Below are 22,113 nucleotides of genomic sequence, written 5' to 3'. Positions count from 1 at the left end.
GGACGATTAAATCGCGGCACGAGGTTTGTAACCTAGTGGGCTAAGTCAAAACCGAGTAACAAAGAGTTAATCGTCCCTAGAAAGAACCCAATGGGCAGCGCATGTTTGGTATTTATGCTACGTTATCGCCTATTTATGGGGAATAACCACACTACATAGGCTCTGCCTTGCCTAAAAACCAAACATACTGCTGCAAATTCAACTACCAAAGATCAACACGCCCTAACAACGCTAATACTATTTAATGCATCTTTAATTGCTTGCTGGCTTATTGGCTTATGAATATGGAGGTTAGCTCCGTATTCATAAACTCGCTCTATATCATTTTGTGAGGTATTTGCTGTTATAACAATAATTGGCATTACTTTATTAAGATCGGAACGTATTTTTTTAATAGCCTCAAACCCATCCATTACAGGCATATTTAGGTCCATAAAAACAATATCGTACTGATTTTCACTCACCATATCACACGCGACTTTACCATTTTCTGCGCAATCATAGCTTAAACCTAATAAACTAAGTATGCGGGTTAATAACATAGTGTTTAATGGGTTATCTTCAACGACTAAACACGTTAGCTTGTCGTTTACTTTAAGAGGTGTTGGGAGGGCTTTACTTATAGTCACTGGTAAATACAAAGACACCAAAGCACCATGAGTTTTATTATTTGTAAAAGTAATTTCACCATGCAGTGCTTTTACAACGTATTGAACCCGGGTTAGGCCAGTTCTTAACCCTTGAAAGTGATTGGTTTGTTTAAATGAGTCAAATTCAAGACTGGTAATCTTCTTCGAAAAGCCACTGCCAGTGTCACTCACCGTTAAATGAAATTCATCATTTAAAAGCTTAGCTGAAACAGTAATTTCACCTTTTTGTGTAAACTTAATAGCGTTACTAATTAATTCTGTAAGTGTGTGCTGCAAACGTTGATGATCCAGTTTACATACACAATTTAACGATTCATCTAAACGACTAACTAGTTTTAGGCCTTTTTGCTTACACGCATGCTTGTAAGCTATTACTACTTTATTACACGACTCTAAAAGGTTTTCATCATTTAAATGCGGTACCCATTTACCTGCACTTAAAGCCTGCAAGTCTTGTAATTCATCTAATATGGCTATTAACCTAAGCGCGCAATAGTTAGCTTGGGTTTTAACGCTTTGCTGTTTATCAGAAACCTCTAGCTCCTCAATAGACGTAATAAGTCCCTGCAAAGGTGTTCTAAATTCGTGACTAGCTCTGGCAATAAAATGTTCTTTATTTTGACTTGTTTGATAAACAAAATCTTTTTGTTTTTGTAGCTCTAAAAGCGTGTCTGAAACCTCTTTTTCCATTGGTATAAAAACAAATCTTAACTCAATAAGTAATAATGTCATTGCCAATAACCAGCATAGTATCTCTAGGTTGGCGACCCAATTTACTTTTTTAACAGCTTGAGATTCAAATAAGCTCACTGCCTTATCAAGCTTTGTTAATAACGTTTCAACATGCTTAATAGAAAATACTGAGTGGTTTATCTCTCCTTGCTGATACAAAAGCCGCTCTGTTTGTTCTATATAGTCAAATACCGCTTTATCTAACCCTATCGTTTCACCAAAATATAAGTCTACTAACGCTGGATTTAAGTAAATGTATTCGTCATCAGAGTTTTTAGTTAATAATGTTTGATGGGACTTTTTAAATGTATTGAGGGACTTCTCAAGTGACTCAGTATGAGCTGGCGAGTAATTACTGATGTTAAGCATAGCATTACTGTGCCAAGCAATTTTCTGTGAGAGCATACGCTGGCTACCAGCGATGTTAATAATTTTTGCATCAAACTTTTGAACAGAAAAACTATGCTGCATTAATAAAGCAGAGCCACTTATTAATAGCGCTATTGCAATTAGTGCCCATCGGTAACGTGTTCTCACGCTTTTAATAATATTGAACATGTATAAACCAGTTTTTTTATATAAGTGTAGACTAATTTTTTAAAACGAAGAATCAGTCAAAATAATTAAGCGAATTATTAATACCCAATAAAAAAGCCCAGCATCAAGCTGGGCCATAGTAGTAAAATTATATTAGCGATTCTCTAATCGATTATAATCGAACATTCCATATTCTATCCCACGATACTTTTTAGCTGTATCGTGCAATATATCGCTGTATTGCCAAAACTGTGGATGAGTACGTCGAATACCAAACTTAGATTTCAAAGCACCATAATCGGCTTCTATTTGCATCATAGGCAATTGCTCGGCAAAAGCATTTACTTGCTGCTCGTTATTTAAATACCAAATAGCTGCAGGGTAATCACCGATAAAGCCAGGAACAATAGTCGCGGTATCTTCATCATAAGCACGTTGGCCATCTTCGTTTAATAAACTAGATATATTGTAGTGCGCATTATGATGAATAATAGTGTAGCCCTTATGGCTATCATCTTTTTGCTTTACAAGTACAAAAGAAAGCTGAGGTAACAAGTTTACCGCTTTTGCTGGCATATTACTTACTACATTTAACGGCTTTGGTACTTCAGTGTAGTTGTATCTTTCACTTAAAACTGGCGCTAAGGCTTCTTTCATCAAAGTATATAGTTCATGCTGTGGATCATCTGTTACATAGTTAATACCACTGGGCTGGCTAAATTCTCGGTTATTTTTAAAGAACTTAGATAAGTCAGGTGGTGAATTACGATACCACTGCTTTTTGATTTGATTACGTTTAGCCTCAGGTAACAATGCTAAAAAGTTTTGCTCTCCCTCTAAACGTAAAAAATCCATATATAGGCGTGTCACTAATTGATGGCCTATATTTCCGTACACATCAAAGCCTGCTACAAGCAAATAGTGAATACGCTCAAACAAAGCATAATCTAATATCCAGGTGGTTTTAGGCTCTTGACCAATAAAACCTTTAACTACAGTTGCACTATCAAAATGGCGGAAAATAGTTAGTGCCGCATTTTTATTATGCTCATCACCTTTCCAAAGTAAGTCTGTTGTAAGGTGCTCACCACCTTTGAACATTTTGTTAGCCAACTCTACTTTCGCCTGTAAATACTTTTTCTCGCGAACTGAATATTTAACCCAGCTAGAAATGGGTAAGGCATTACTCTCCTCAGCGGCAGGAAGTTCTAATGCCTCTTCATGTTGCATTAGCATTTCCCCTACAGCCGGAGTCGCTACTTTATTAGGATCAGCAAAAGCCACCCAAAAATGATCGTTTATAACATTTAAAGCAATCTGACCACGACAAACAGGCCCTTTTATAAAGCCCATAATAATTAACTCTGCCTCATCAAGCATAAATTGATACTTAGAATTAATTGGAATAACTTCGAAAGTTTTAAAAGGGTTAGATGCTGCCTTAGCCTCATAACTAGGCATTTTCGTAACAGTATAATCTGGCGCAATAAACTGCTCATATAAACGCAGTAATTTAGCTTCATTAAGCTCAAGTGGTAAATGTGTTTTAGAAAGTATGGTTGTACGTTCTTGCATAAAACGATAATAAACACGGCTAACTTTAGGGTCATCGTATGGGCGGCGCGTGTTAATTAACTTTATTTCCTCACCAGGAGGCGTACTTGAGCGAACTAATTTGAAAAAGCTTTGTGGGTTTTCTGAAGTAAAATAAATATGTGCTAAAAACCAATGCTCATAAATATACCGTGCTGATAACTGATACTTTAAGCTATCTTGATTTAAAAATGCTTCCCAGCCCGCTATTTTATTCTGATCATATTTACTTGGTGGCTGAATATGTGACATTTTACCACCACCTTTAAGCCAGTTCTGTAAGTGATTAAACTCTTCACGCGAAACACCAGGTAAACCATAAGGCATGCCGCCATGAGGTTGATCACTTGCCAATCGATCGAACTCACCCATTGTTGCGCAGGTTTGCGAACGCGCTAACGAAAAGTCAAACTCATCACCTAACACTTCATTTACTGGCAATTCATGGCTTTGCTTTAACACTAAGCTATTAAATAACACACTGCCCGCTAAGTTAGCTTCTTCACTTTGCACGCGCTCATTTAGCACTGGCGTAAAGTTTTTCTCTCGCCATTGCTGAGTATTAGTTGCATCAAATAATAAACGGCTTGGGGTTGTTGCCAATAAACGAGTTCCATCGTAAACGAGCTCTTTACTCAAACCTCGGTCAATACCTTCAGGGGATGAGAGCTTCAGTTGACATGGTGCATCGTAACAACCATGACAAACTACGCAGCGGGTATCGAGTACAGGTTTTACATTTTGTAAAAAATCAGCACCAGCACCTGTTGTATGAGGCACCATTCTCTCTTGTGTTTGTTCAGGTCCAAAAAGATCATCGTAGTGAGCATTTCCCAAATATGCACAACCACTTAAAATAATGAGTACTATCGTACTTATTAGTATTTTTCTCATTCGTCGTCCTCATCACCTAAATCAAAGGTGGGCATCATATCCATTTGAGGAGAAACGAATGTATTCTGACCTTCAGTATTCAAAACAATACTTAAAAGAGGGCCATGCGTTAATGTTATCTGCGCATCGTGCTCTTGATCTAATATAGCTAAGTACAGAGGATTAGTTATAAGCAACTCATAACCGCTAACAGTAATAGCGACACTGCTATCTTCACTTGGGTTCTGGCAAATTTGAGCAAGTAACTCATCATCAAGTCCAATTGATATTTCAAAATCAGGCTGCTCTAAGTCTCTATTACTTAATGATTCATCTAATAGAAATAAAGGGAGGGTTAAATTACTATCTTGTTCAAATTCCATTGCGTTCTCTGCACTTTCTGACGATTTAATTGACGAGTATTATATCAAACTAGCGAGCAAATTAACGCTAAAGCTAATTTAACTGTGTTTAAACGTCATCCATAACAGATTCGATCACCGAAAATACAGCACCTTGAGGGTCGCATATAACACTAAAACGACCAACATCGGGGATATCTGTTGCAGGAACACATACTTGTCCACCTAAGCTAGCGGCTTTACTAACAATTACATCGCAACTCTCTACTGCAAAATAAATCATCCAATGAGCAGGGGTATCATCAGGCCATTCACTTGTCATTTCAAGCATACCGGCAATTGGTTGTCCATCGACTAAAAATAAAATGTAGTCCATCCCTTCCATAGGCTTTATTTCGCTTTCCCAGCCTAGTAAAGCACAGTAAAAGTCTCGACTTACTTTACTATCTCTTGTTGCTAACTCATGCCAATAAGGCGTATTTAATTCACCTAAGTGCTTACAACCTTTATGCTCATTCCCCTGCCATAGTGCAACAGTTGCGCCTACTGGATCTTTTAGCATCAACATTCGTCCTGCATTCATAACATCATGAGGACCGGCAATAACCTCAGCACCTAGTTCTTTTGCTTTTAGCGCACAATCATCAATATTATCGACGGCAATGTAAGCCAACCAATGACTTGGGATACCTGCACTAATTTGCTCTTTAGGCATTTCGTACATTGCAGCGATATCATCACCTTGCTTTTGTAGCATGGTGTAGTATATGTTCTCTCCAATAGGTTGATCGTCATGCCCCCAATCAAATAATGATGTATAAAACGCCTTACCGTCTTTCCAATTGTGCGTACAAAGCTCTGACCAACAAAAAACACCATGCGGGTGGTTTTCAACTTTACTCATGATTAAGCCCTTATTATTCTAATTTTACCTAAACGAACTCTGTCACATTTTATAAACTACATAATTGAACAGATCATAAATTGAGATTAGAGCAATAACTAAGCGGAGTCGATAAAAGAAGGACAAAAATTCGTTATCCAGTTGTTTCATATTTGAGGTTTTTAACGCAGTTAGGGTCAGATTTAATCCCTCAAATTGATTAAATATTATTGCTGATTGATACAAATTATTCGCCAAGAAGCGCTTCGCTTAGAGGAATACCTAAATCACTTTTCTGCAGACGTAAAAAAGCCCGACTATTTCTAGTCGGGCTCTCTACAATTTGAGGTCGGTGCGCTACGCAGTAGGATGTCGTAGTGCCCACAGCGGTAGAAAGTCACAGTGAAATGCTACACTATCTTTGTGTCAGGGCGGCCTTCAGTGGGTCTCGCCTTCGAGCTGTTTTGTTTCACTACTGAGTTCGGCATTGGCTCTTGGCTATTTATTAAATCCAAAACAGCAAAAAACCCGTCACATTGCTGTAACGGGTTTCTTTAATTTGAAGCCTGGTGATGTCGTAGTGCCCACAGCGGTGGAGAGCCACATAGCAAATGCTACACTATCTTTGTGTCGCGATATGAGTGTGTGTTAATTGCGCACATTTCACTTTTCTGCAGACGTAAAAAAGCCCGACTATTTCTAGTCGGGCTCTCTACAATTTGAAGCCTGGTAATGTCCTACTTTCACATAGCAAATGCTACACTATCATCGGCGCTGTTTCGTTTCACTACTGAGTTCGGCATGGAGTCAGGTGGGTCCAAAACGCTATTGTCACCAAGCAAATTTGGGCGTTAATACGTATTTCTGCGCACTAACTGAATTTGGAAAATATCTGATAATATTTTTTAAGTCTTTCTAAGTAATTTCTACTTTAGTTATATTAACTTCTTCGCGTGTTTCACTATCACATAAAACGCGTTTGGCGTTGTATGGTTAAGCCTCACGGGTAATTAGTACAAGTTAGCTTAATGGCTCACACCACTTCCACATCTTGCCTATCAACGTTGTAGTCTTCAACGGCCCTTCAGAGACTTTAAAAGTCTAGTGAGAACTCATCTCGAGGCCTGCTTCGCGCTTAGATGCTTTCAGCGCTTATCAGTTCCGAACGTAGCTACCGGGCAATGCCATTGGCATGACAACCCGAACACCAGCGGTTCGTTCACTCCGGTCCTCTCGTACTAGGAGCAACCCCTCTCAATTCTCAAACGCCCACGGCAGATAGGGACCGAACTGTCTCACGACGTTCTAAACCCAGCTCGCGTACCACTTTAAATGGCGAACAGCCATACCCTTGGGACCGACTTCAGCCCCAGGATGTGATGAGCCGACATCGAGGTGCCAAACACCGCCGTCGATATGAACTCTTGGGCGGTATCAGCCTGTTATCCCCGGAGTACCTTTTATCCGTTGAGCGATGGCCCTTCCATTCAGAACCACCGGATCACTATGACCTACTTTCGTACCTGCTCGACGTGTCTGTCTCGCAGTTAAGCTGGCTTCTACCATTACACTAACCGTACGATGTCCGACCGTACTTAGCCAACCTTCGTGCTCCTCCGTTACTCTTTAGGAGGAGACCGCCCCAGTCAAACTACCCACCAGGCACTGTCCGTAACCCCGATTCAGGGGCCAACGTTAGAACATCAAAACTACAAGGGTGGTATTTCAAGGTTGACTCCACAACAACTAGCGTCGCTGCTTCAAAGTCTCCCACCTATCCTACACATGTAGGTTCAATGTTCAGTGCCAAGCTGTAGTAAAGGTTCACGGGGTCTTTCCGTCTAGCCGCGGGTACACAGCATCTTCACTGCGATTTCAATTTCACTGAGTCTCGGGTGGAGACAGCGTGGCCATGGTTACACCATTCGTGCAGGTCGGAACTTACCCGACAAGGAATTTCGCTACCTTAGGACCGTTATAGTTACGGCCGCCGTTTACCGGGGCTTCGATCAAGAGCTTCTCCCTAAGGATAACCCCATCAATTAACCTTCCGGCACCGGGCAGGTGTCACACCGTATACGTCATCTTGCGATTTTGCACAGTGCTGTGTTTTTAATAAACAGTCCCAGCCACCTGGTCACTGCGGCTCCCGTCCGCTTAGAGAGCAAGTCTCATCACAGATAGGAGCGTACCTTCTCCCGAAGTTACGGTACGATTTTGCCTAGTTCCTTCACCCGAGTTCTCTCAAGCGCCTTAGTATTCTCTACCTGACCACCTGTGTCGGTTTGGGGTACGATTCCATATAATCTGAAGCTTAGAGGCTTTTCCTGGAAGTATGGCATCAGCAACTTCATCACCGTAGTGACTCGTCTCGTGTCTCAGGTTTAGTGTTCGTCCGGATTTACCTAAACAAACGCCCTACTCACTTTCACATAGACTACCAACGCTATGCTTGCTTAGCCTGCTCCGTCCCCCCATCGCAATTATATCGAGTACAGAAATATTAATCTGTTTCCCATCGACTACGCCTTTCGGCCTCGCCTTAGGGGTCGACTTACCCTACCCTGATTAACATGGGATAGGAACCCTTGGTCTTCCGGCGTGGGAGTTTTTCACTCCCATTATCGTTACTCATGTCAGCATTCGCACTTCTGATACGTCCAGCATACCTCCCGGTACACCTTCAACCGCTTACAGAACGCTCCCCTACCACTCAGAATAAATTCTGAATCCGCAGCTTCGGTGCATAGTTTAGCCCCGTTACATCTTCCGCGCAGACCGACTCGACCAGTGAGCTATTACGCTTTCTTTAAAGGATGGCTGCTTCTAAGCCAACCTCCTGGCTGTCTGGGCCTTTCCACATCGTTTCCCACTTAACTATGACTTTGGGACCTTAGCTGGCGGTCTGGGTTGTTTCCCTCTTCACGACGGACGTTAGCACCCGCCGTGTGTCTCCCGGATATTACTTTACGGTATTCGGAGTTTGCAAAGGGTTGGTAAGTCGGGATGACCCCCTAGCCTTAACAGTGCTCTACCCCCGTAAGTATTCGTCCGAGGCTCTACCTAAATAGATTTCGGGGAGAACCAGCTATCTCCCGGTTTGATTAGCCTTTCACTCCTAGCCACAGGTCATCCCCTAACTTTTCAACGTTAGTGGGTTCGGTCCTCCAGTTGATGTTACTCAACCTTCAACCTGCCCATGGCTAGATCACCGGGTTTCGGGTCTATACCTTGCAACTATTCGCCCAGTTAAGACTCGGTTTCCCTACGGCTACCCTATTCGGTTAACCTCGCTACAAAATATAAGTCGCTGACCCATTATACAAAAGGTACGCAGTCACCCAACAAGTGGGCTCCTACTGCTTGTACGTACACGGTTTCAGGTTCTATTTCACTCCCCTCACAGGGGTTCTTTTCGCCTTTCCCTCACGGTACTGGTTCACTATCGGTCAGTTGGGAGTATTTAGCCTTAGATGATGGTCCACCTATATTCAGTCAAAGTTTCACGTGCTCCGACCTACTCGATTTCACTTAAAATGTCTTTTCATGTACGGGACTATCACCCTGTATCGTGGCGCTTTCCAGCAGCCTTCCATTAACACATAATAAGCTTAAGGGCTGTTCCGATTTCGCTCGCCGCTACTTTCGGAATCTCGGTTGATTTCTTTTCCTACGGGTACTTAGATGTTTCAGTTCTCCGCGTTCGCCTCGTTAACCTATGTATTCAGTTAACGATACCTGCAAGCAGGTGGGTTTCCCCATTCGGAAATCCTAGTCTCAAGCGCTTTTTACTAGCTTGACTAGGCTTATCGCAAGTTAATACGTCCTTCATCGCCTCCAACTGCCAAGGCATCCACCGTGTACGCTTAGTCACTTAACCATACAACCCAAACGGGTCTTTGTTTTGTGACAGTTTAACTTCGCCAGAAGTCAATATTGAATACTAAAGTAGATACCAATCAATCAACGTAAAACGTCAATCAAATGGCACTGAATGGTACTGCTACCATTCTTTTTTTACTTTTGAAAACTCTTGATAAATACAATGTATTCATCAGAATTTTATTATCAGCTTTTCCAAATTTTTAAAGAGCATATTAATTAGTTATCCCAAAGGGACAAGCACTAATTAACAATCATCTGTGTGGACACTACGAACAAATAAGTTCTAAATCGTATAAGGAGGTGATCCAGCCCCAGGTTCCCCTAGGGCTACCTTGTTACGACTTCACCCCAGTCATGAATCACTCCGTGGTAAACGTCCTCCCGAGGGTTAGACTATCTACTTCTGGAGCAACCCACTCCCATGGTGTGACGGGCGGTGTGTACAAGGCCCGGGAACGTATTCACCGCGTCATTCTGATACGCGATTACTAGCGATTCCGACTTCATGGAGTCGAGTTGCAGACTCCAATCCGGACTACGACGCACTTTAAGTGATTCGCTTACCTTCGCAGGTTCGCAGCACTCTGTATGCGCCATTGTAGCACGTGTGTAGCCCTACACGTAAGGGCCATGATGACTTGACGTCGTCCCCACCTTCCTCCGGTTTATCACCGGCAGTCTCCTTAGAGTTCTCAGCATTACCTGCTAGCAACTAAGGATAGGGGTTGCGCTCGTTGCGGGACTTAACCCAACATCTCACAACACGAGCTGACGACAGCCATGCAGCACCTGTATCAGAGTTCCCGAAGGCACCAAACCATCTCTGGTAAGTTCTCTGTATGTCAAGTGTAGGTAAGGTTCTTCGCGTTGCATCGAATTAAACCACATGCTCCACCGCTTGTGCGGGCCCCCGTCAATTCATTTGAGTTTTAACCTTGCGGCCGTACTCCCCAGGCGGTCTACTTAATGCGTTAGCTTTGAAAAACAGAACCGAGGCTCCGAGCTTCTAGTAGACATCGTTTACGGCGTGGACTACCGGGGTATCTAATCCCGTTTGCTCCCCACGCTTTCGTACATGAGCGTCAGTGTTGACCCAGGTGGCTGCCTTCGCCATCGGTATTCCTTCAGATCTCTACGCATTTCACCGCTACACCTGAAATTCTACCACCCTCTATCACACTCTAGTTTGCCAGTTCGAAATGCAGTTCCCAGGTTGAGCCCGGGGCTTTCACATCTCGCTTAACAAACCGCCTGCGTACGCTTTACGCCCAGTAATTCCGATTAACGCTCGCACCCTCCGTATTACCGCGGCTGCTGGCACGGAGTTAGCCGGTGCTTCTTCTGTCAGTAACGTCACAGCTAACGGGTATTAACCGTTAACCTTTCCTCCTGACTGAAAGTGCTTTACAACCCGAAGGCCTTCTTCACACACGCGGCATGGCTGCATCAGGCTTGCGCCCATTGTGCAATATTCCCCACTGCTGCCTCCCGTAGGAGTCTGGGCCGTGTCTCAGTCCCAGTGTGGCTGATCATCCTCTCAAACCAGCTAGGGATCGTCGCCTTGGTGAGCCATTACCTCACCAACTAGCTAATCCCACTTGGGCCAATCTAAAGGCGAGAGCCGAAGCCCCCTTTGGTCCGTAGACATTATGCGGTATTAGCAGTCGTTTCCAACTGTTGTCCCCCACCTCAAGGCATGTTCCCAAGCATTACTCACCCGTCCGCCGCTCGTCAGCAAAGTAGCAAGCTACTCTCTGTTACCGCTCGACTTGCATGTGTTAGGCCTGCCGCCAGCGTTCAATCTGAGCCATGATCAAACTCTTCAATTAAAAAGTTTTATGTCTTTCGACAGCTCAATGAATTCTGAATTTTTTAATATCTTTCGATATTGAATTGACTGTGCCGAAGCAACTTATAAATAAGTTGCTTCTGTTGGTCACTCAGTTTTCAATTGAGACTCTAATTTGTTTGCCTCGCTACCTAAGTAGCTTGGCTGTTAGAACTCAATCTGTACGAGTGCCCACACAGATGATTGCTTTATATTGTTAAAGAACGTTTTGAGTCGCTTTAGCGCCTCAAGGGATGCGAATAATACACCCTTTATTTTTCGAGTCAACACTTAGTTTTAAACTTTCTTTTTAGAAGATTCAAAACCGAAGTTTTATTTAACTCTCTGAGCAGTTCGTGCTTTGCTATGCTTCAGCGTTTCCCGTCTCAGTGGGGTCGCATTATAGGGAGATCCGAAAACAGATCAACCCTTTTTTGAAGAAAACTTGAAATAATGTGCTGTTCGCTGACTATTTGAGCTAAACAGGTTAAAAACACAACATAACTAGCAAAACATTAACAAAAAAAGGCACTTTCAGTTTTCTTATTGTCTAAAAGTGCGCTTAAGCGATTTTCATATAAAGGCTTACACCCCAAATGATCAACACGATCGTTAATGAAAGTGTTACGGCTGCAGATCCCATATCTTTGGCTCTGCCTGACAATACATGTAATTCTGTACTTACTCGATCAGTTAATGCTTCGATGGCAGAATTTAGTAATTCAACTATTAGTATAATAAGCAATGAGCTTACTAGGACTGCCCAATGTAATAATGATGAGGCAAGCCAAAATGAGATAGGGAATAATATAAGGCTTAGGAGTAGCTCTTGTCTAAATGCTGCTTCTTCTTTAAATGCAGCTTTAAAGCCAAGGTAGGAGCAATAACTTGCTTTAAAAACACGCTTAAGGCCTAAGCCATTTGGTTTTAATACATCTTTCATTAATAAACTCTATGAATGAAGGTCAAAATAAAGCCCCGCACTGCGAGGCTTTTTATTTACGCTACGCCGTATTGATCACGGTAAGCTTTAACTGAAGCTAAATGCTCATCCATCGTTCCTTGGTTTTCAAGGTAACTAATAAGATCAGCTAATTTTACAATAGAGATCACTTGGGTATTAAAGTCGCGTTCAACTTCTTGAATAGCAGATAACTCGGCTTTACCTTTCTCTTGGCGATCTAATGCTATTAATACACCGCTAAGATCTGCGCCATTTTGTGCAATAATTTCCATTGACTCACGAATAGCAGTACCTGCGGTTATTACATCGTCCACCAGCATTATTTTGCCGTTGAGTTCTGAGCCTACTAATGTACCGCCTTCACCATGTGCTTTTTTCTCTTTACGATTAAAACAGTAAGGTACATCTTTATCATGGTGATCTGCTAATGCAACCGCTGTCGTTGTCGCTATTGGGATACCCTTATACGCGGGACCAAATAGTACATCATACTCTATCGCTGAATCTTCTAATGCTGATGCATAAAAACGACCTAAGCGTGCTAAGTCACGACCTGTATTAAACAAACCGGCATTAAAAAAGTACGGACTTGTACGGCCTGACTTTAAAGTAAACTCACCAAATTTTAATACCTGCTTCTCTAGAGCAAATTCTATAAACTCTTTTTGATAATCTTTCATATCGAGTGGCCTACCTATTTATGCTAATGCTTGCTTTTGTACGTCAATGATTTCACGAATAGAATGTTTAGCTAAAGTAAGTAACTCATCTAGCTCATCAAACGAGAAAGGTTCGCCTTCGGCTGTACCTTGAATTTCTATAATTTTACCTGTTTCGGTTAAAATTACATTCATATCAGTCTCAGCAGCTGAATCTTCAATGTATTCTAAATCGCTAATTGCTTGGCCTTTATATATACCAACTGAAATAGCTGCAATCATATGTTTAAGTGGGTTTGAATTAATCATACCTTTTGCACGCATATGCGTTAACGCATCAACAAGTGCAACACATGCACCACTTATAGAAGCAGTACGTGTACCGCCGTCAGCTTGAATAACGTCACAGTCAATGGTAATTGTGTTTTCGCCAAGCGCTTTTAAGTCAACAGCCGCACGAAGTGCACGTGCAATTAAGCGTTGAATTTCCATAGTACGGCCGCCCTGCTTACCACGTGCAGCTTCACGAGCATTACGCGTATGCGTTGCTCGCGGTAACATACCGTATTCAGCATTGATCCAACCTTTACCCTGACCTTTCATGAAACGAGGAACGCCCGATTCGACAGTAGCTGTACAAAGTACTTTGGTGTTACCAAACTCAACAAGTACTGAGCCTTCAGCATGCAAAGTATAATTACGTGTAAATGTAACAGGTCTAATTTGGTTAGGTGTTCTTTCGCTTGGACGCATTGACGATCCCCTTAATTCAGAATTTGCGACATTATAAGTGTATGTGGGTATAGATACCATGCTGATTTAAATAAATAGCTGTATGCAAAATATTCAGTGTATTAAATTTTCCCTAGAGCTTAAGCAGTGTTACGGTATAATCATCATAGTATTGTATTTATAAATTTAGGAAAATATCCATGATCCACAGTATGACAGCTTATGCGCGTCGCGAAATAAAAGGCGATTGGGGAACTGGCACTTGGGAAGTTCGTTCAGTGAACCAGCGTTACCTTGAAACATTTATTCGTGCACCAGAGCAATTTCGTGGCATGGAACCGGTTATTCGTGAGCGCTTACGTAAACACTTACAACGCGGTAAAGTTGAGGTTTTTTTAAAGTTTGTAGCAAACCCTGCTCATGTTGGGGAGCTATCAATTAACCAAGCTCTGGCTGAGCAACTTATAAATAGTGCTAAATGGGTTCAACAACAAAGTAATGGCGACATTAACCCTGTTGATATATTACGTTGGCCTGGCGTTATGGAAGCACAAGAACTTGATATGGATAGCGTTAATACAGCGCTAATTGTTGGTCTTGATCAAGTAATAGAAGATTTTAAATCAGCACGTGGCGATGAAGGTGCAAACCTTGAAGAAATGATAGCAATCCGCCTTGATGCAATTCTAGAGCAAGTAGAAATTGTAGAAACGCATATGCCTGAGATTGCTAAGTGGCAGCGTGAAAAACTGGCTCAAAAGCTAGAAGACTTAACAGCAAACATTGACGAATCACGCCTTGAACAAGAACTAATTTACCTTGCGCAAAAACAAGATGTGGCTGAAGAATTAGATCGCTTAAAGTCTCACGTTAAAGAAACTAAAAAAATCCTTAAAAAAGGAGGTGCATGTGGCCGCCGCTTAGATTTTATGATGCAAGAATTTAATCGTGAAGCTAACACGCTAGCGTCTAAGTCTATTAATAGCGATATTACTACTGCAGCCGTAGAGCTAAAAGTACTAATTGAACAAATGCGTGAGCAGATCCAGAATATTGAATAAAGCTGACTAGTGCTCAAAAATATTCATAACGAATTGAAAAGCCTCGCTTTATAGCGGGGTTTTGTTTTTTATCGTTCCGTATTATTTCATTCTGTTTCATCCAATTGGTGAGTATTGTGGTGAGTATTTTTCACTGCTAGTCTCAAACTACTGGTGAGTACAAGAGGTGAAAAAATGCCAAATTTAACAGTTAAACAAGTCAACATACTTGCTAATGGACAGCATAGTAAAACATCCGATGGCAATGGATTGTCCTTCGTCGTTCCGAAGCGTGGCGAATCTTATTGGTCCCTAAGATATACCTTTAACGAAAAGAGGAGGGAAAAGTCACTGGGTAAATTCGGGCAACTGACACTGGCTGAAGCTCGGGGTGAGGCTGAAACAATCAGAGCAATGCTAAGAGAAGGCATTGATCCACTATCATTGAACTCTCTGACTAAACATAACGGGATGACTTTTAACGAGCTATTTCAAGATATGTATGAAAATAAGCTGCTCAAACGATTAAAAAGGCCTGATATCCCGAAAAGTAAATATAACAACAATGTAGCCAAATTCATTGGTCATCTTAAAGTTGAGCAGGTTAATGCGTTCCACATTCGAGATATCCTAAATATCATTACCGATAGTGGGCGACCTACAGTGTCAAATGATGTTCTCGATCTACTTAATAACCTTTTTAAACATGCCATACAATTGAATATTACACTGAACAACCCTGCATCAGCTTTTACCTATAAGGATGCTGGAGGACATGAGTCATCACGAGAACGAGTATTAACTATTAATGAGGTGGAACAAGCATTCAGCGTATTCCGAAAATACCCCGAATCTTTTACTCGCGACAACTACCTAGCCTGTTGTTTGTTGGTAGTTTTAGGTGTACGTAAATCTGAATTAATTCAGGCTCCATGGTATGAATTTGATTTAGATAACGCGGTTTGGTATCTACCAAAAGAGCGTACCAAGAAAAACTTTAGAGCTATAAAAATTCCGTTACCATCACTCGCTGTAGAATGGCTTAAAGAACTAAGAGTTCGTTCACATGGTTCAAGTTATGTATTTCCAGCTAGGCGCAAAAGCAGTAAACCGTATATGGGTTCAGATACTATCAACAGCGCAATAAATTCACTGTTCGGTATAGATCGTAGTAAAAAGGTTCAACCACCAAACCTTATGGGTGACTTAGAGCATTTTAGAGTTCACGATCTGCGGCGCACTTTCAGATCTATTGGGGCTGGGCTGAAGTTTAAAGATGATCATTTAGAGCGTTGCTTAAATCATCAAATCAGTAAGTTAGATGAAATTTATAACAAGCATGATTTCTTTGATGAGAGAAGGGTTATTCATCAAGCTGTATCAGTCACTTTGCAGCCTCTTCTTTAGTGATGAAGAGGCAAACCTAACTCATATAACAAGCATAAATACTATCTTCCCAAAACCTAATGATCAGTTTCTTCAGGTAGGGGGCTATAGTTAGCAATACAAGGCTGAACTATATATTTCTTCTCTGCACTAGGGTTGTAGGCCAATACATTTTGTAATGTTGGATCTAAAAATATAACACCTTTGATATCATCATCTACTTTACATGGATGATTACTATTAAAATCCACCATAACAGCTGTTTTTTCAAGAACACCAGCAATATTTCCTCCATAGGCCAAGCTAAGAACTAATATCGCATAACTGGCAAAAAAGCCATTTGCTGTGTAAAAGTCAAACTTTTTGCTTTTAGTAAAAAAAGGTAAAGTTGTAAAAAGGAGACACGAAAAAGAGATCAATGCAGTTATCGGTGTAGCTGCAAGGAGCATTGCAATTGGTTTTGTCTGGCTAAAATAAACAGCATCCACTCCAAATATTTCATTAATTATAATATTTGAAAATGTACTCATCCCATATATTGACACTGAAAATATAACAGCCCAAATTAGTGCTGGTTCCCACTTTTCATTTGAAAACTTCCCTGAAAAGCTTGTAACGAGTGGTATCAGTACACAATATAAGCAAAACACCCCCCCTAAGATAAAAAGGTATGACAAATCTACACTCCAAATCATGCCTAAAAACGCAGCCATAAACATAGCGCTACCAATGACTCCAGCTATATCGTGAAGTCTATACTCAGTAACACCATCATTTATAAACGCAAGAACCCAATAAATGAGTGCAAACAAAATAGCTATTGAAGTAAACACCACTTGAAAAGTTTTGAAAAACTCAGCCACATCTTCGGAGAGCACAATTAAGCTGTAATCGTTAAGAAATAAGATTGTCATAACGACCGCAAAAGAAACCATAAACAAGCCTAAAAGACCGTACAAAATTTTTTTTATTACCATGTTGTTTATTCACCATAAAAAAGAATAATAACTGTATATCATGATGTTAAGTTACTAAAGTGTCTACTCATTTCGACATATCCAAAGCAAGATATCAGACAGCAACCAACGGGCTTTCCCCTTACCAACGCTGGAGGCAGGCGGGGTTTCTCCCGCCTTTTGCATACGCCACCAAGTAGTGCGGCTAATGCCGGTTCTGCGACAACGCTCAGTCTCGCTTATCAACCGCTCTTCTTCGCCATAAAGTTTTAAAATTCCCGCTCGTTTTTCAAATAGCTCGTTATTCATGTTCGTCTCCCAGTTCAACGCGATTCTTAAGTACCCAAGCATCAACTTCTGTTCTCTTGAAAAAGGTTCGCCGTCCTCCAAGCTTGTAGCTGGGCAACCCGTCTCGTACTTGTTGCCGCAAGAAATTCGGGCTCAGTGCTGTATACTGGACACACTCATCAAATGTAAGAAACTCTTTGCTGTTGAGCGCTACTTTGCATAGCTGGTTTTCAATAACGCATTTTATTTCGTCAAATAATTGGTCAGTAAGCATTAGTAATTCTCGCTCTGGGAAGCTGGGAAAATGGGATTGGTATTGCTATTCAAAGAGTTATCTTTTGGATAAAAGTGGGATAGATCTACACTTTCACCGCATTCGCGACAGATTTTATCGGGAAAAAGCTTAATAAACCGCTCTCCTCCTATTTTAAATGTGCGTCGCGTGCCCTCATTGGAAATCGCCCAACCTTTTTGAAGCATGTAATGGACTGTTTGACTGTATTCATGAGCAACGGACTCAATTACTTCCGATTTGAATAACTGCTGAGGAATGTACCAAGCCAGTTCCGGCTCTGATTCGAAGAGTCCAATGCTTCCATTATGTGATTCTCCCCGAGGACTCAGGCTATGCCGCCACTTATTGATTAGCTTGATAAGCTTTTTAATAATTTTCTTACTTTCTGAATTTTCGGTGCTATTTCGGTCATCTAACCAAATTGTTGCTACTTGTTCTAATGCATCTTTAGCTTCACCCAAGTGCCATGGCAACAACCCTAAATTAATAGCAATTTCCCCCGCGGCAGCTAGCAGCGCAAATTTATCTAAAACGTTATTAGCTTGGCTCTCTATGTTTTTTGCCCAAGGCCACTGCTCCCGTATATCTTTGTACTCTTTAATAACCTCATTGTTTGGGCAATCAAAATTTGAGAGAGCTTCCACCCACGATTTAATGAAAGTACCATGGTATTTACCTATGCTAGCTGATAAGTACTCAGCAAACTCTTTAGCCGAAGTAAATCCATGAGTATTTTCAAAAGCATCGTATTTGCTAAATACGGGAACCTCTATTAACCGGACTGATTGCCCTGCACTAACACTTTGATTAATACCTAACAAAAGCTCTTCAAGGGTAAGCTGGTACTAAGAAAGATTGTGCGCCAACGATAACGCTTATCTAGGGCGCCATCTTTCTGGCTTCTTAGTTTTGATACGCCATTACACAAGTGGTAAATTAACTGACCTATCTCTTGTGCGGGGCACTGCTTAAATTCATCGAGACAAAGTAGCATGTTATTACGTGCACGAGCGATAGACTCAATACCGTTAGAAGTAGAGCTCCAGGTCTCCCAATAGGTTTGATCTGAATAGATACATGATCAAATCATCGTACCCTTGCCTGATTTTGAACTTCCGACGATTTGTATACCAAAGCTCTCTAAATCAGTCCATCCAATAATAGGGGCCGCAAGTGCAGTACATACAGCAAGAATCATGATTGGATTGCCTCGGCAATACTTTCCTATATTTTGTTGCCAATCCAACAATGAGCCGGATTCAACTAAGCTGTCACCTGCAAATTCACCAACATAAACTGCTGGAGTATCGTATTGGCCTATACTCCAATCCGGTGTCACAAATTGCCTATCAACCCAACCACTTTGCCTTGCGCTGTAAGCATGCAGATTACATGGAGTTTCAATTAGGTAGGCTAAAAGAGATTCCCACGAGTTTTTTCCTGGCGTGATTTGAAAACCAGACCTAAGCAGCCTCTTTTTAAATTTTTTTGCAAAATTGTCATCAACTTCTCCCATTGGCAGTACTTCTCGAATTGGTAAGCCAAAGTAGTTTTTCCACTCTAAAAGGCGGCCGAAGTCATCTCGCTTATCATGGGAAGAGACAATAGCTTTCACTTCTATTGGCCCAGATATTTTTTTCTCTTCACCACTGCTAGTGTATGAGTAAATACCATCGGGTTTTGTCTTTAGCATGAATTTCACCTCTCAAAATCAACGCATTTGTATTGCTTGAATCATTGAGGGTTAGGTTGACACGGTTTGAGACTGGTTGGATCGGAAAAACCCCCCTTACTTTCTAGGGGTTTTTCTAAGCTTAAAAAAAGCGTTGAATTTTACCTGTTTCAGGTATTCCATTTTTACGTAAAGTAGGAGAAAAAAACTCTTTTGGGCACCAAGAATTAGGCATGCCTAATTTCGTGGGTTAAAAGATTGGATATCAGTCGAATTTATTGAGGTCGTCGCGATTAAAATGAAATAGTACAGCAAAAAATGTCACCATAGCTAGAATTAAACCACATCCTGTTAGTAAAGGAGCCATATCTATATTTTCCCATCTTTAATTGCTTCAAATAAATCATGCTTCAATTTGTCGTAGTGGCGAGTCGCGCGAATAGCCAACACCATTAATACCCACATTTGAAACCATTCATAATCAGTCATAAGTGCACCTTAATGCCTTGTATTACCTAAATAGATATTACCTTCCCAATTACAAAGCTCTAAAATCCAGTTACTAATTTTCAACCGTTTAGCTGGGTTAAGGCCTGTGAAAGGAAAGAAAATCTGAGCACTACGCCTTTTGAACGTTGAAAAGGGTTCCAGTCGAATATCCCAAATATCGTCATGCTCATTCATAACATCAAATGCAAATGCTTTTTGTGTGGTTAAAGCAATGAACATTTCTTCTTCCGTTTCATTGCGAAGATTAAGCTCTAAACCTAATGGTTCACACTCGTCCTCAATACCAGCTAAGCGAATCTTCAGCTCATCATATACAGGCTTAAATGGCCAAAGCTCTTTATTTGTCATCATTTCCCCTTTCAAATTAGGCATGCCTAATTTACAGATAAGTATCGTAGAGTTCGCCACGAGCTTTAACGTCTTCAGCTTCTGCGCGAGTCATCTCTTCACCATCAGCAATAATGTTACCCATACCATCATCCAATTCATCTAGCTGGTCATTCTCTTCAGAAACTGATAACAAAACATCAACAACACCTAGTGCTACCAACCCTGTTACTTTTAACGCTTTTTTCCACATACGAGACTCCTAAAATTAGGCATGCCTAATTCGAACGATAATTGAGCTTACTTTTAGTTAAGCTAATAAATCCTTTTAAATCAATATGGAAGATGTCTTACATGTTAAAATTTGAAGCATTAAAAATAATAATTTTCATGTGGTTATAGTAAATTATTCAAAATATATACTTTTACTTTTTTCAAAAAATAAGAACAAATAACTAGCTTTTTGCTCGATTATTGCCATCCTATTAATGCTTAACTTATAAGCGTTAATTTTTAAATCAATCTGATGGAGTAGAATTATGGCTGTTAAACATGTGCCAACTGGAATTGTTCATAAAGGAAGCAAAGGTGGAACAACAGGATGTGGTTTTGATACTAAAAAGGAAGCTACCCACTGGGTAGAATCCCACTCTAAAATCAACTGCGATAAAAACGGATGTAAAAACTGAGGGTTAGTAGATCAATAAACTAGGGCGATGCTATTGTATTCGCCCATTCAAAATTAGGCATGCCTAATTTTAACTGCCCAAGTAAGCATAGGTTATCTTCAAACGTTCATGACCTAACTCTTGGCTAATTTGCTCACGGACTTTGGTATCATGCTCATAATCAGTGGGCGACAGCTCTCTTCTATGTGGGCCTCCATCGGCAGGGCATTTCCAACCTGTAAGCTCTAAATAACGCTCCCTTGCGTAATGGTGACGTAATCCGTGATTTTTATTTAATCCAACTCGGATTGTTTCGCGGTCATACTCTCCCATTTGTGACTTATAGTTCTTGTCAGGTTCGATAAGTGCGCCTTTGGTAACGGCAGCAATATCACGAATGAGCTGTCGTTGAGACTCTTTTAAAATCGGAATCGTGCGGTATTTGCCACCCTTAGCCCATGAGCCTTTTATTTGCAGAGTGTTCGCATCTATCAAAGCATAAGATAAGCTGAATTTCATACATTCCTCTTTTCTAAGCCCAAACTCTTGCTGCAAACGCAGTGAAAACTTGATTAGGTCACTTTTGATCTTGGCATGCTTATCCATGTCTAACGTTTTTGACTTGCCAATGGGGTTGTTGCAAACCCTTGGAATGCCGTAATCATCATTGCTACGAGAACAGATATTAGGTTTACCTATTTTTTCGGCAATCCAACGCAGTGCGGCCATTCTGTTTTTAATCGTTTTGGGAGCTAAACCTTCATCTTGCCAACGCGTTACAAGGTGGTTGATATGTTTGGTTTTAAGGCCTGATGGATCTCTTAATCTATAACCATGGCTAAGTAGCTGTGCTGCTGCAAGGTTTAAAACGTTGCTTCGTGTAGCTCGGGTGCTAAAGCTGCTTTCGCGGTGTGTGTCGTTCACCATTTGGTGAAGTCGATATCCTAATTGGCTCATTTCATGTTCCTCATAAATTTAAAAAGTAATTTTGAAAGTATTGAGAAAAACACCAAACCGAAGACCAGGGGGCGAAACGCCAAAATAGGTAAGTTTTAAAGCCATATGAACGGTGCGTAACCGAGCATATTGTCATAAGACATAAAGGCTAACTGGTCTAAAGCAACAAAGCTGAGCCGTGTGATTTCTGTTGAAATACAGCGCGAACTACTGTGGTTTATATTTGTGTTGTTTATAGGGGGTGGTCGTGTGACCCATAATGCTGCGAATGCAGCTCCTCAGGAACGTGTTGCGGGCAGTGGATACGCCCTTTTTC

16 protein-coding genes, 3 rRNA genes and 1 pseudogene are annotated in these 22,113 nt (G+C 41.1%); 3 read left to right on the top strand and 17 right to left on the bottom strand.

Annotation, left to right across the window (positions count from 1 at the left end):
* Positions 1-212: 212 nt before the first annotated feature.
* The 10 genes from AOR04_RS01590 to rph form a co-directional block, all read right to left on the bottom strand.
* Positions 213-1,940 (bottom strand): response regulator, encoded by a 1,728-nt coding sequence (locus tag AOR04_RS01590; RefSeq protein WP_096792331.1) that lies wholly within the window; start codon positions 1,938-1,940, stop codon positions 213-215.
* 132 nt (positions 1,941-2,072) lie between these two features.
* Positions 2,073-4,406: a fatty acid cis/trans isomerase gene (locus AOR04_RS01585; protein WP_096792330.1), complete on the bottom strand. Its 2,334-nt coding sequence runs from the start codon at positions 4,404-4,406 to the stop codon at positions 2,073-2,075.
* Positions 4,403-4,768 (bottom strand): hypothetical protein, encoded by a 366-nt coding sequence (locus AOR04_RS01580; RefSeq protein WP_002959878.1) that lies wholly within the window; start codon positions 4,766-4,768, stop codon positions 4,403-4,405. Before AOR04_RS01580 ends, AOR04_RS01585 begins: the two co-directional genes overlap by 4 nt.
* 88 nt (positions 4,769-4,856) lie before the next feature.
* Positions 4,857-5,651, bottom strand: coding sequence for a VOC family protein (locus tag AOR04_RS01575; protein ID WP_096792329.1), 795 nt, complete (start codon positions 5,649-5,651; stop codon positions 4,857-4,859).
* A gap of 703 nt (positions 5,652-6,354) precedes the next feature.
* Positions 6,355-6,469: ribosomal RNA gene (gene rrf / locus AOR04_RS01570) — 5S ribosomal RNA — on the bottom strand.
* A 150-nt stretch (positions 6,470-6,619) separates the two neighbouring features.
* Positions 6,620-9,510 (bottom strand): 23S ribosomal RNA (locus tag AOR04_RS01565).
* Between the two features lie 298 nt (positions 9,511-9,808).
* Positions 9,809-11,344, bottom strand: a 16S ribosomal RNA gene (locus AOR04_RS01560).
* The 16S, 23S and 5S rRNA genes sit together here, the layout of an rRNA operon.
* A 561-nt stretch (positions 11,345-11,905) precedes the next feature.
* Positions 11,906-12,286 carry a diacylglycerol kinase gene (locus tag AOR04_RS01555; RefSeq protein WP_008139662.1) on the bottom strand — a complete coding sequence of 127 codons (381 nt, stop codon included), beginning with the start codon at positions 12,284-12,286 and terminating at the stop codon, positions 11,906-11,908.
* A gap of 56 nt (positions 12,287-12,342) precedes the next feature.
* Entirely contained in the window at positions 12,343-12,987 is a 645-nt protein-coding gene (gene pyrE / locus AOR04_RS01550) for an orotate phosphoribosyltransferase (protein ID WP_096792328.1), read from the bottom strand.
* An 18-nt stretch (positions 12,988-13,005) separates the two neighbouring features.
* Positions 13,006-13,719 (bottom strand): ribonuclease PH, encoded by a 714-nt coding sequence (gene rph / locus AOR04_RS01545; protein WP_002958890.1) that lies wholly within the window; start codon positions 13,717-13,719, stop codon positions 13,006-13,008.
* 179 nt (positions 13,720-13,898) lie between these two features.
* On the opposite strand from rph, the gene AOR04_RS01540 reads away from it, so the two are divergent.
* A complete protein-coding gene (locus AOR04_RS01540) occupies positions 13,899-14,759 on the top strand; it encodes a YicC/YloC family endoribonuclease (RefSeq protein ID WP_007378838.1) in 861 nt (286 codons plus the stop codon).
* Positions 14,760-14,933: 174 nt separating this feature from the next.
* Entirely contained in the window at positions 14,934-16,145 is a 1,212-nt protein-coding gene (locus AOR04_RS01535) for a tyrosine-type recombinase/integrase (protein ID WP_096792327.1), read from the top strand.
* A 56-nt stretch (positions 16,146-16,201) separates the two neighbouring features.
* Here AOR04_RS01535 and AOR04_RS01530 read toward each other — a convergent pair whose 3' ends face one another.
* The 6 genes and pseudogenes from AOR04_RS01530 to AOR04_RS01495 all read right to left on the bottom strand — a co-directional run bounded on the left by AOR04_RS01530 (position 16,202) and on the right by AOR04_RS01495 (position 20,425).
* On the bottom strand, positions 16,202-17,101 hold the full coding sequence (locus AOR04_RS01530; protein ID WP_096792326.1) for a hypothetical protein: 900 nt from the start codon (positions 17,099-17,101) through the stop codon (positions 16,202-16,204).
* 63 nt (positions 17,102-17,164) lie between these two features.
* On the bottom strand, positions 17,165-17,389 hold the full coding sequence (locus AOR04_RS01525; RefSeq protein WP_096792325.1) for a helix-turn-helix transcriptional regulator: 225 nt from the start codon (positions 17,387-17,389) through the stop codon (positions 17,165-17,167).
* A gap of 252 nt (positions 17,390-17,641) precedes the next feature.
* Positions 17,642-18,484 carry a hypothetical protein gene (locus AOR04_RS01515; RefSeq protein WP_096792323.1) on the bottom strand — a complete coding sequence of 281 codons (843 nt, stop codon included), beginning with the start codon at positions 18,482-18,484 and terminating at the stop codon, positions 17,642-17,644.
* Positions 18,478-19,356, bottom strand: a pseudogene (locus AOR04_RS01505) (DUF927 domain-containing protein). The gene AOR04_RS01515 and the pseudogene AOR04_RS01505 overlap by 7 nt, the downstream one beginning before the upstream one ends.
* A gap of 477 nt (positions 19,357-19,833) precedes the next feature.
* Positions 19,834-20,196: a hypothetical protein gene (locus AOR04_RS01500; protein ID WP_232525495.1), complete on the bottom strand. Its 363-nt coding sequence runs from the start codon at positions 20,194-20,196 to the stop codon at positions 19,834-19,836.
* A 28-nt stretch (positions 20,197-20,224) separates the two neighbouring features.
* Entirely contained in the window at positions 20,225-20,425 is a 201-nt protein-coding gene (locus tag AOR04_RS01495; protein WP_006793966.1) for a hypothetical protein, read from the bottom strand.
* 286 nt (positions 20,426-20,711) lie between these two features.
* On the opposite strand from AOR04_RS01495, the gene AOR04_RS01490 reads away from it, so the two are divergent.
* The gene (locus AOR04_RS01490) at positions 20,712-20,861 is read left to right on the top strand and encodes a hypothetical protein (RefSeq protein WP_096792319.1); all 150 of its coding nucleotides are present in this window, start codon (positions 20,712-20,714) and stop codon (positions 20,859-20,861) included.
* Positions 20,862-20,930: 69 nt separating this feature from the next.
* Here the strand turns inward: AOR04_RS01490 and AOR04_RS01485 are convergent, their stop codons facing one another.
* Complete coding sequence (locus AOR04_RS01485; protein WP_096792318.1) at positions 20,931-21,797, bottom strand: phage integrase N-terminal domain-containing protein; 867 nt, start codon at positions 21,795-21,797, stop codon at positions 20,931-20,933.
* Positions 21,798-22,113: the final 316 nt, after the last annotated feature.

The organism is Pseudoalteromonas sp. 1_2015MBL_MicDiv, from assembly GCF_002407505.1.
GTDB lineage: Bacteria > Pseudomonadota > Gammaproteobacteria > Enterobacterales > Alteromonadaceae > Pseudoalteromonas > Pseudoalteromonas fuliginea.
The sequence above is the reverse complement of the archived record's forward strand: the minus strand, read 5'-3'. Positions and strand labels throughout refer to the sequence as shown.

Bases quoted from the DNA above. Each gene is read 5' to 3' on its own strand.
- AOR04_RS01590 (WP_096792331.1), bottom strand. From the start codon at position 1,940: ATGTTCAATATTATTAAAAGCGTGAGAACACGTTACCGATGGGCACTA.
- AOR04_RS01585 (WP_096792330.1), bottom strand. From the start codon at position 4,406: ATGAGAAAAATACTAATAAGTACGATAGTACTCATTATTTTAAGTGGT.
- AOR04_RS01580 (WP_002959878.1), bottom strand. From the start codon at position 4,768: ATGGAATTTGAACAAGATAGTAATTTAACCCTCCCTTTATTTCTATTA.
- AOR04_RS01575 (WP_096792329.1), bottom strand. From the start codon at position 5,651: ATGAGTAAAGTTGAAAACCACCCGCATGGTGTTTTTTGTTGGTCAGAG.
- AOR04_RS01555 (WP_008139662.1), bottom strand. From the start codon at position 12,286: ATGAAAGATGTATTAAAACCAAATGGCTTAGGCCTTAAGCGTGTTTTT.
- pyrE (WP_096792328.1), bottom strand. From the start codon at position 12,987: ATGAAAGATTATCAAAAAGAGTTTATAGAATTTGCTCTAGAGAAGCAG.
- rph (WP_002958890.1), bottom strand. From the start codon at position 13,719: ATGCGTCCAAGCGAAAGAACACCTAACCAAATTAGACCTGTTACATTT.
- AOR04_RS01540 (WP_007378838.1), top strand. From the start codon at position 13,899: ATGATCCACAGTATGACAGCTTATGCGCGTCGCGAAATAAAAGGCGAT.
- AOR04_RS01535 (WP_096792327.1), top strand. From the start codon at position 14,934: ATGCCAAATTTAACAGTTAAACAAGTCAACATACTTGCTAATGGACAG.
- AOR04_RS01530 (WP_096792326.1), bottom strand. From the start codon at position 17,101: ATGGTAATAAAAAAAATTTTGTACGGTCTTTTAGGCTTGTTTATGGTT.
- AOR04_RS01525 (WP_096792325.1), bottom strand. From the start codon at position 17,389: ATGAATAACGAGCTATTTGAAAAACGAGCGGGAATTTTAAAACTTTAT.
- AOR04_RS01500 (WP_232525495.1), bottom strand. From the start codon at position 20,196: ATGATGACAAATAAAGAGCTTTGGCCATTTAAGCCTGTATATGATGAG.
- AOR04_RS01495 (WP_006793966.1), bottom strand. From the start codon at position 20,425: ATGTGGAAAAAAGCGTTAAAAGTAACAGGGTTGGTAGCACTAGGTGTT.
- AOR04_RS01490 (WP_096792319.1), top strand. From the start codon at position 20,712: ATGGCTGTTAAACATGTGCCAACTGGAATTGTTCATAAAGGAAGCAAA.
- AOR04_RS01485 (WP_096792318.1), bottom strand. From the start codon at position 21,797: ATGAGCCAATTAGGATATCGACTTCACCAAATGGTGAACGACACACAC.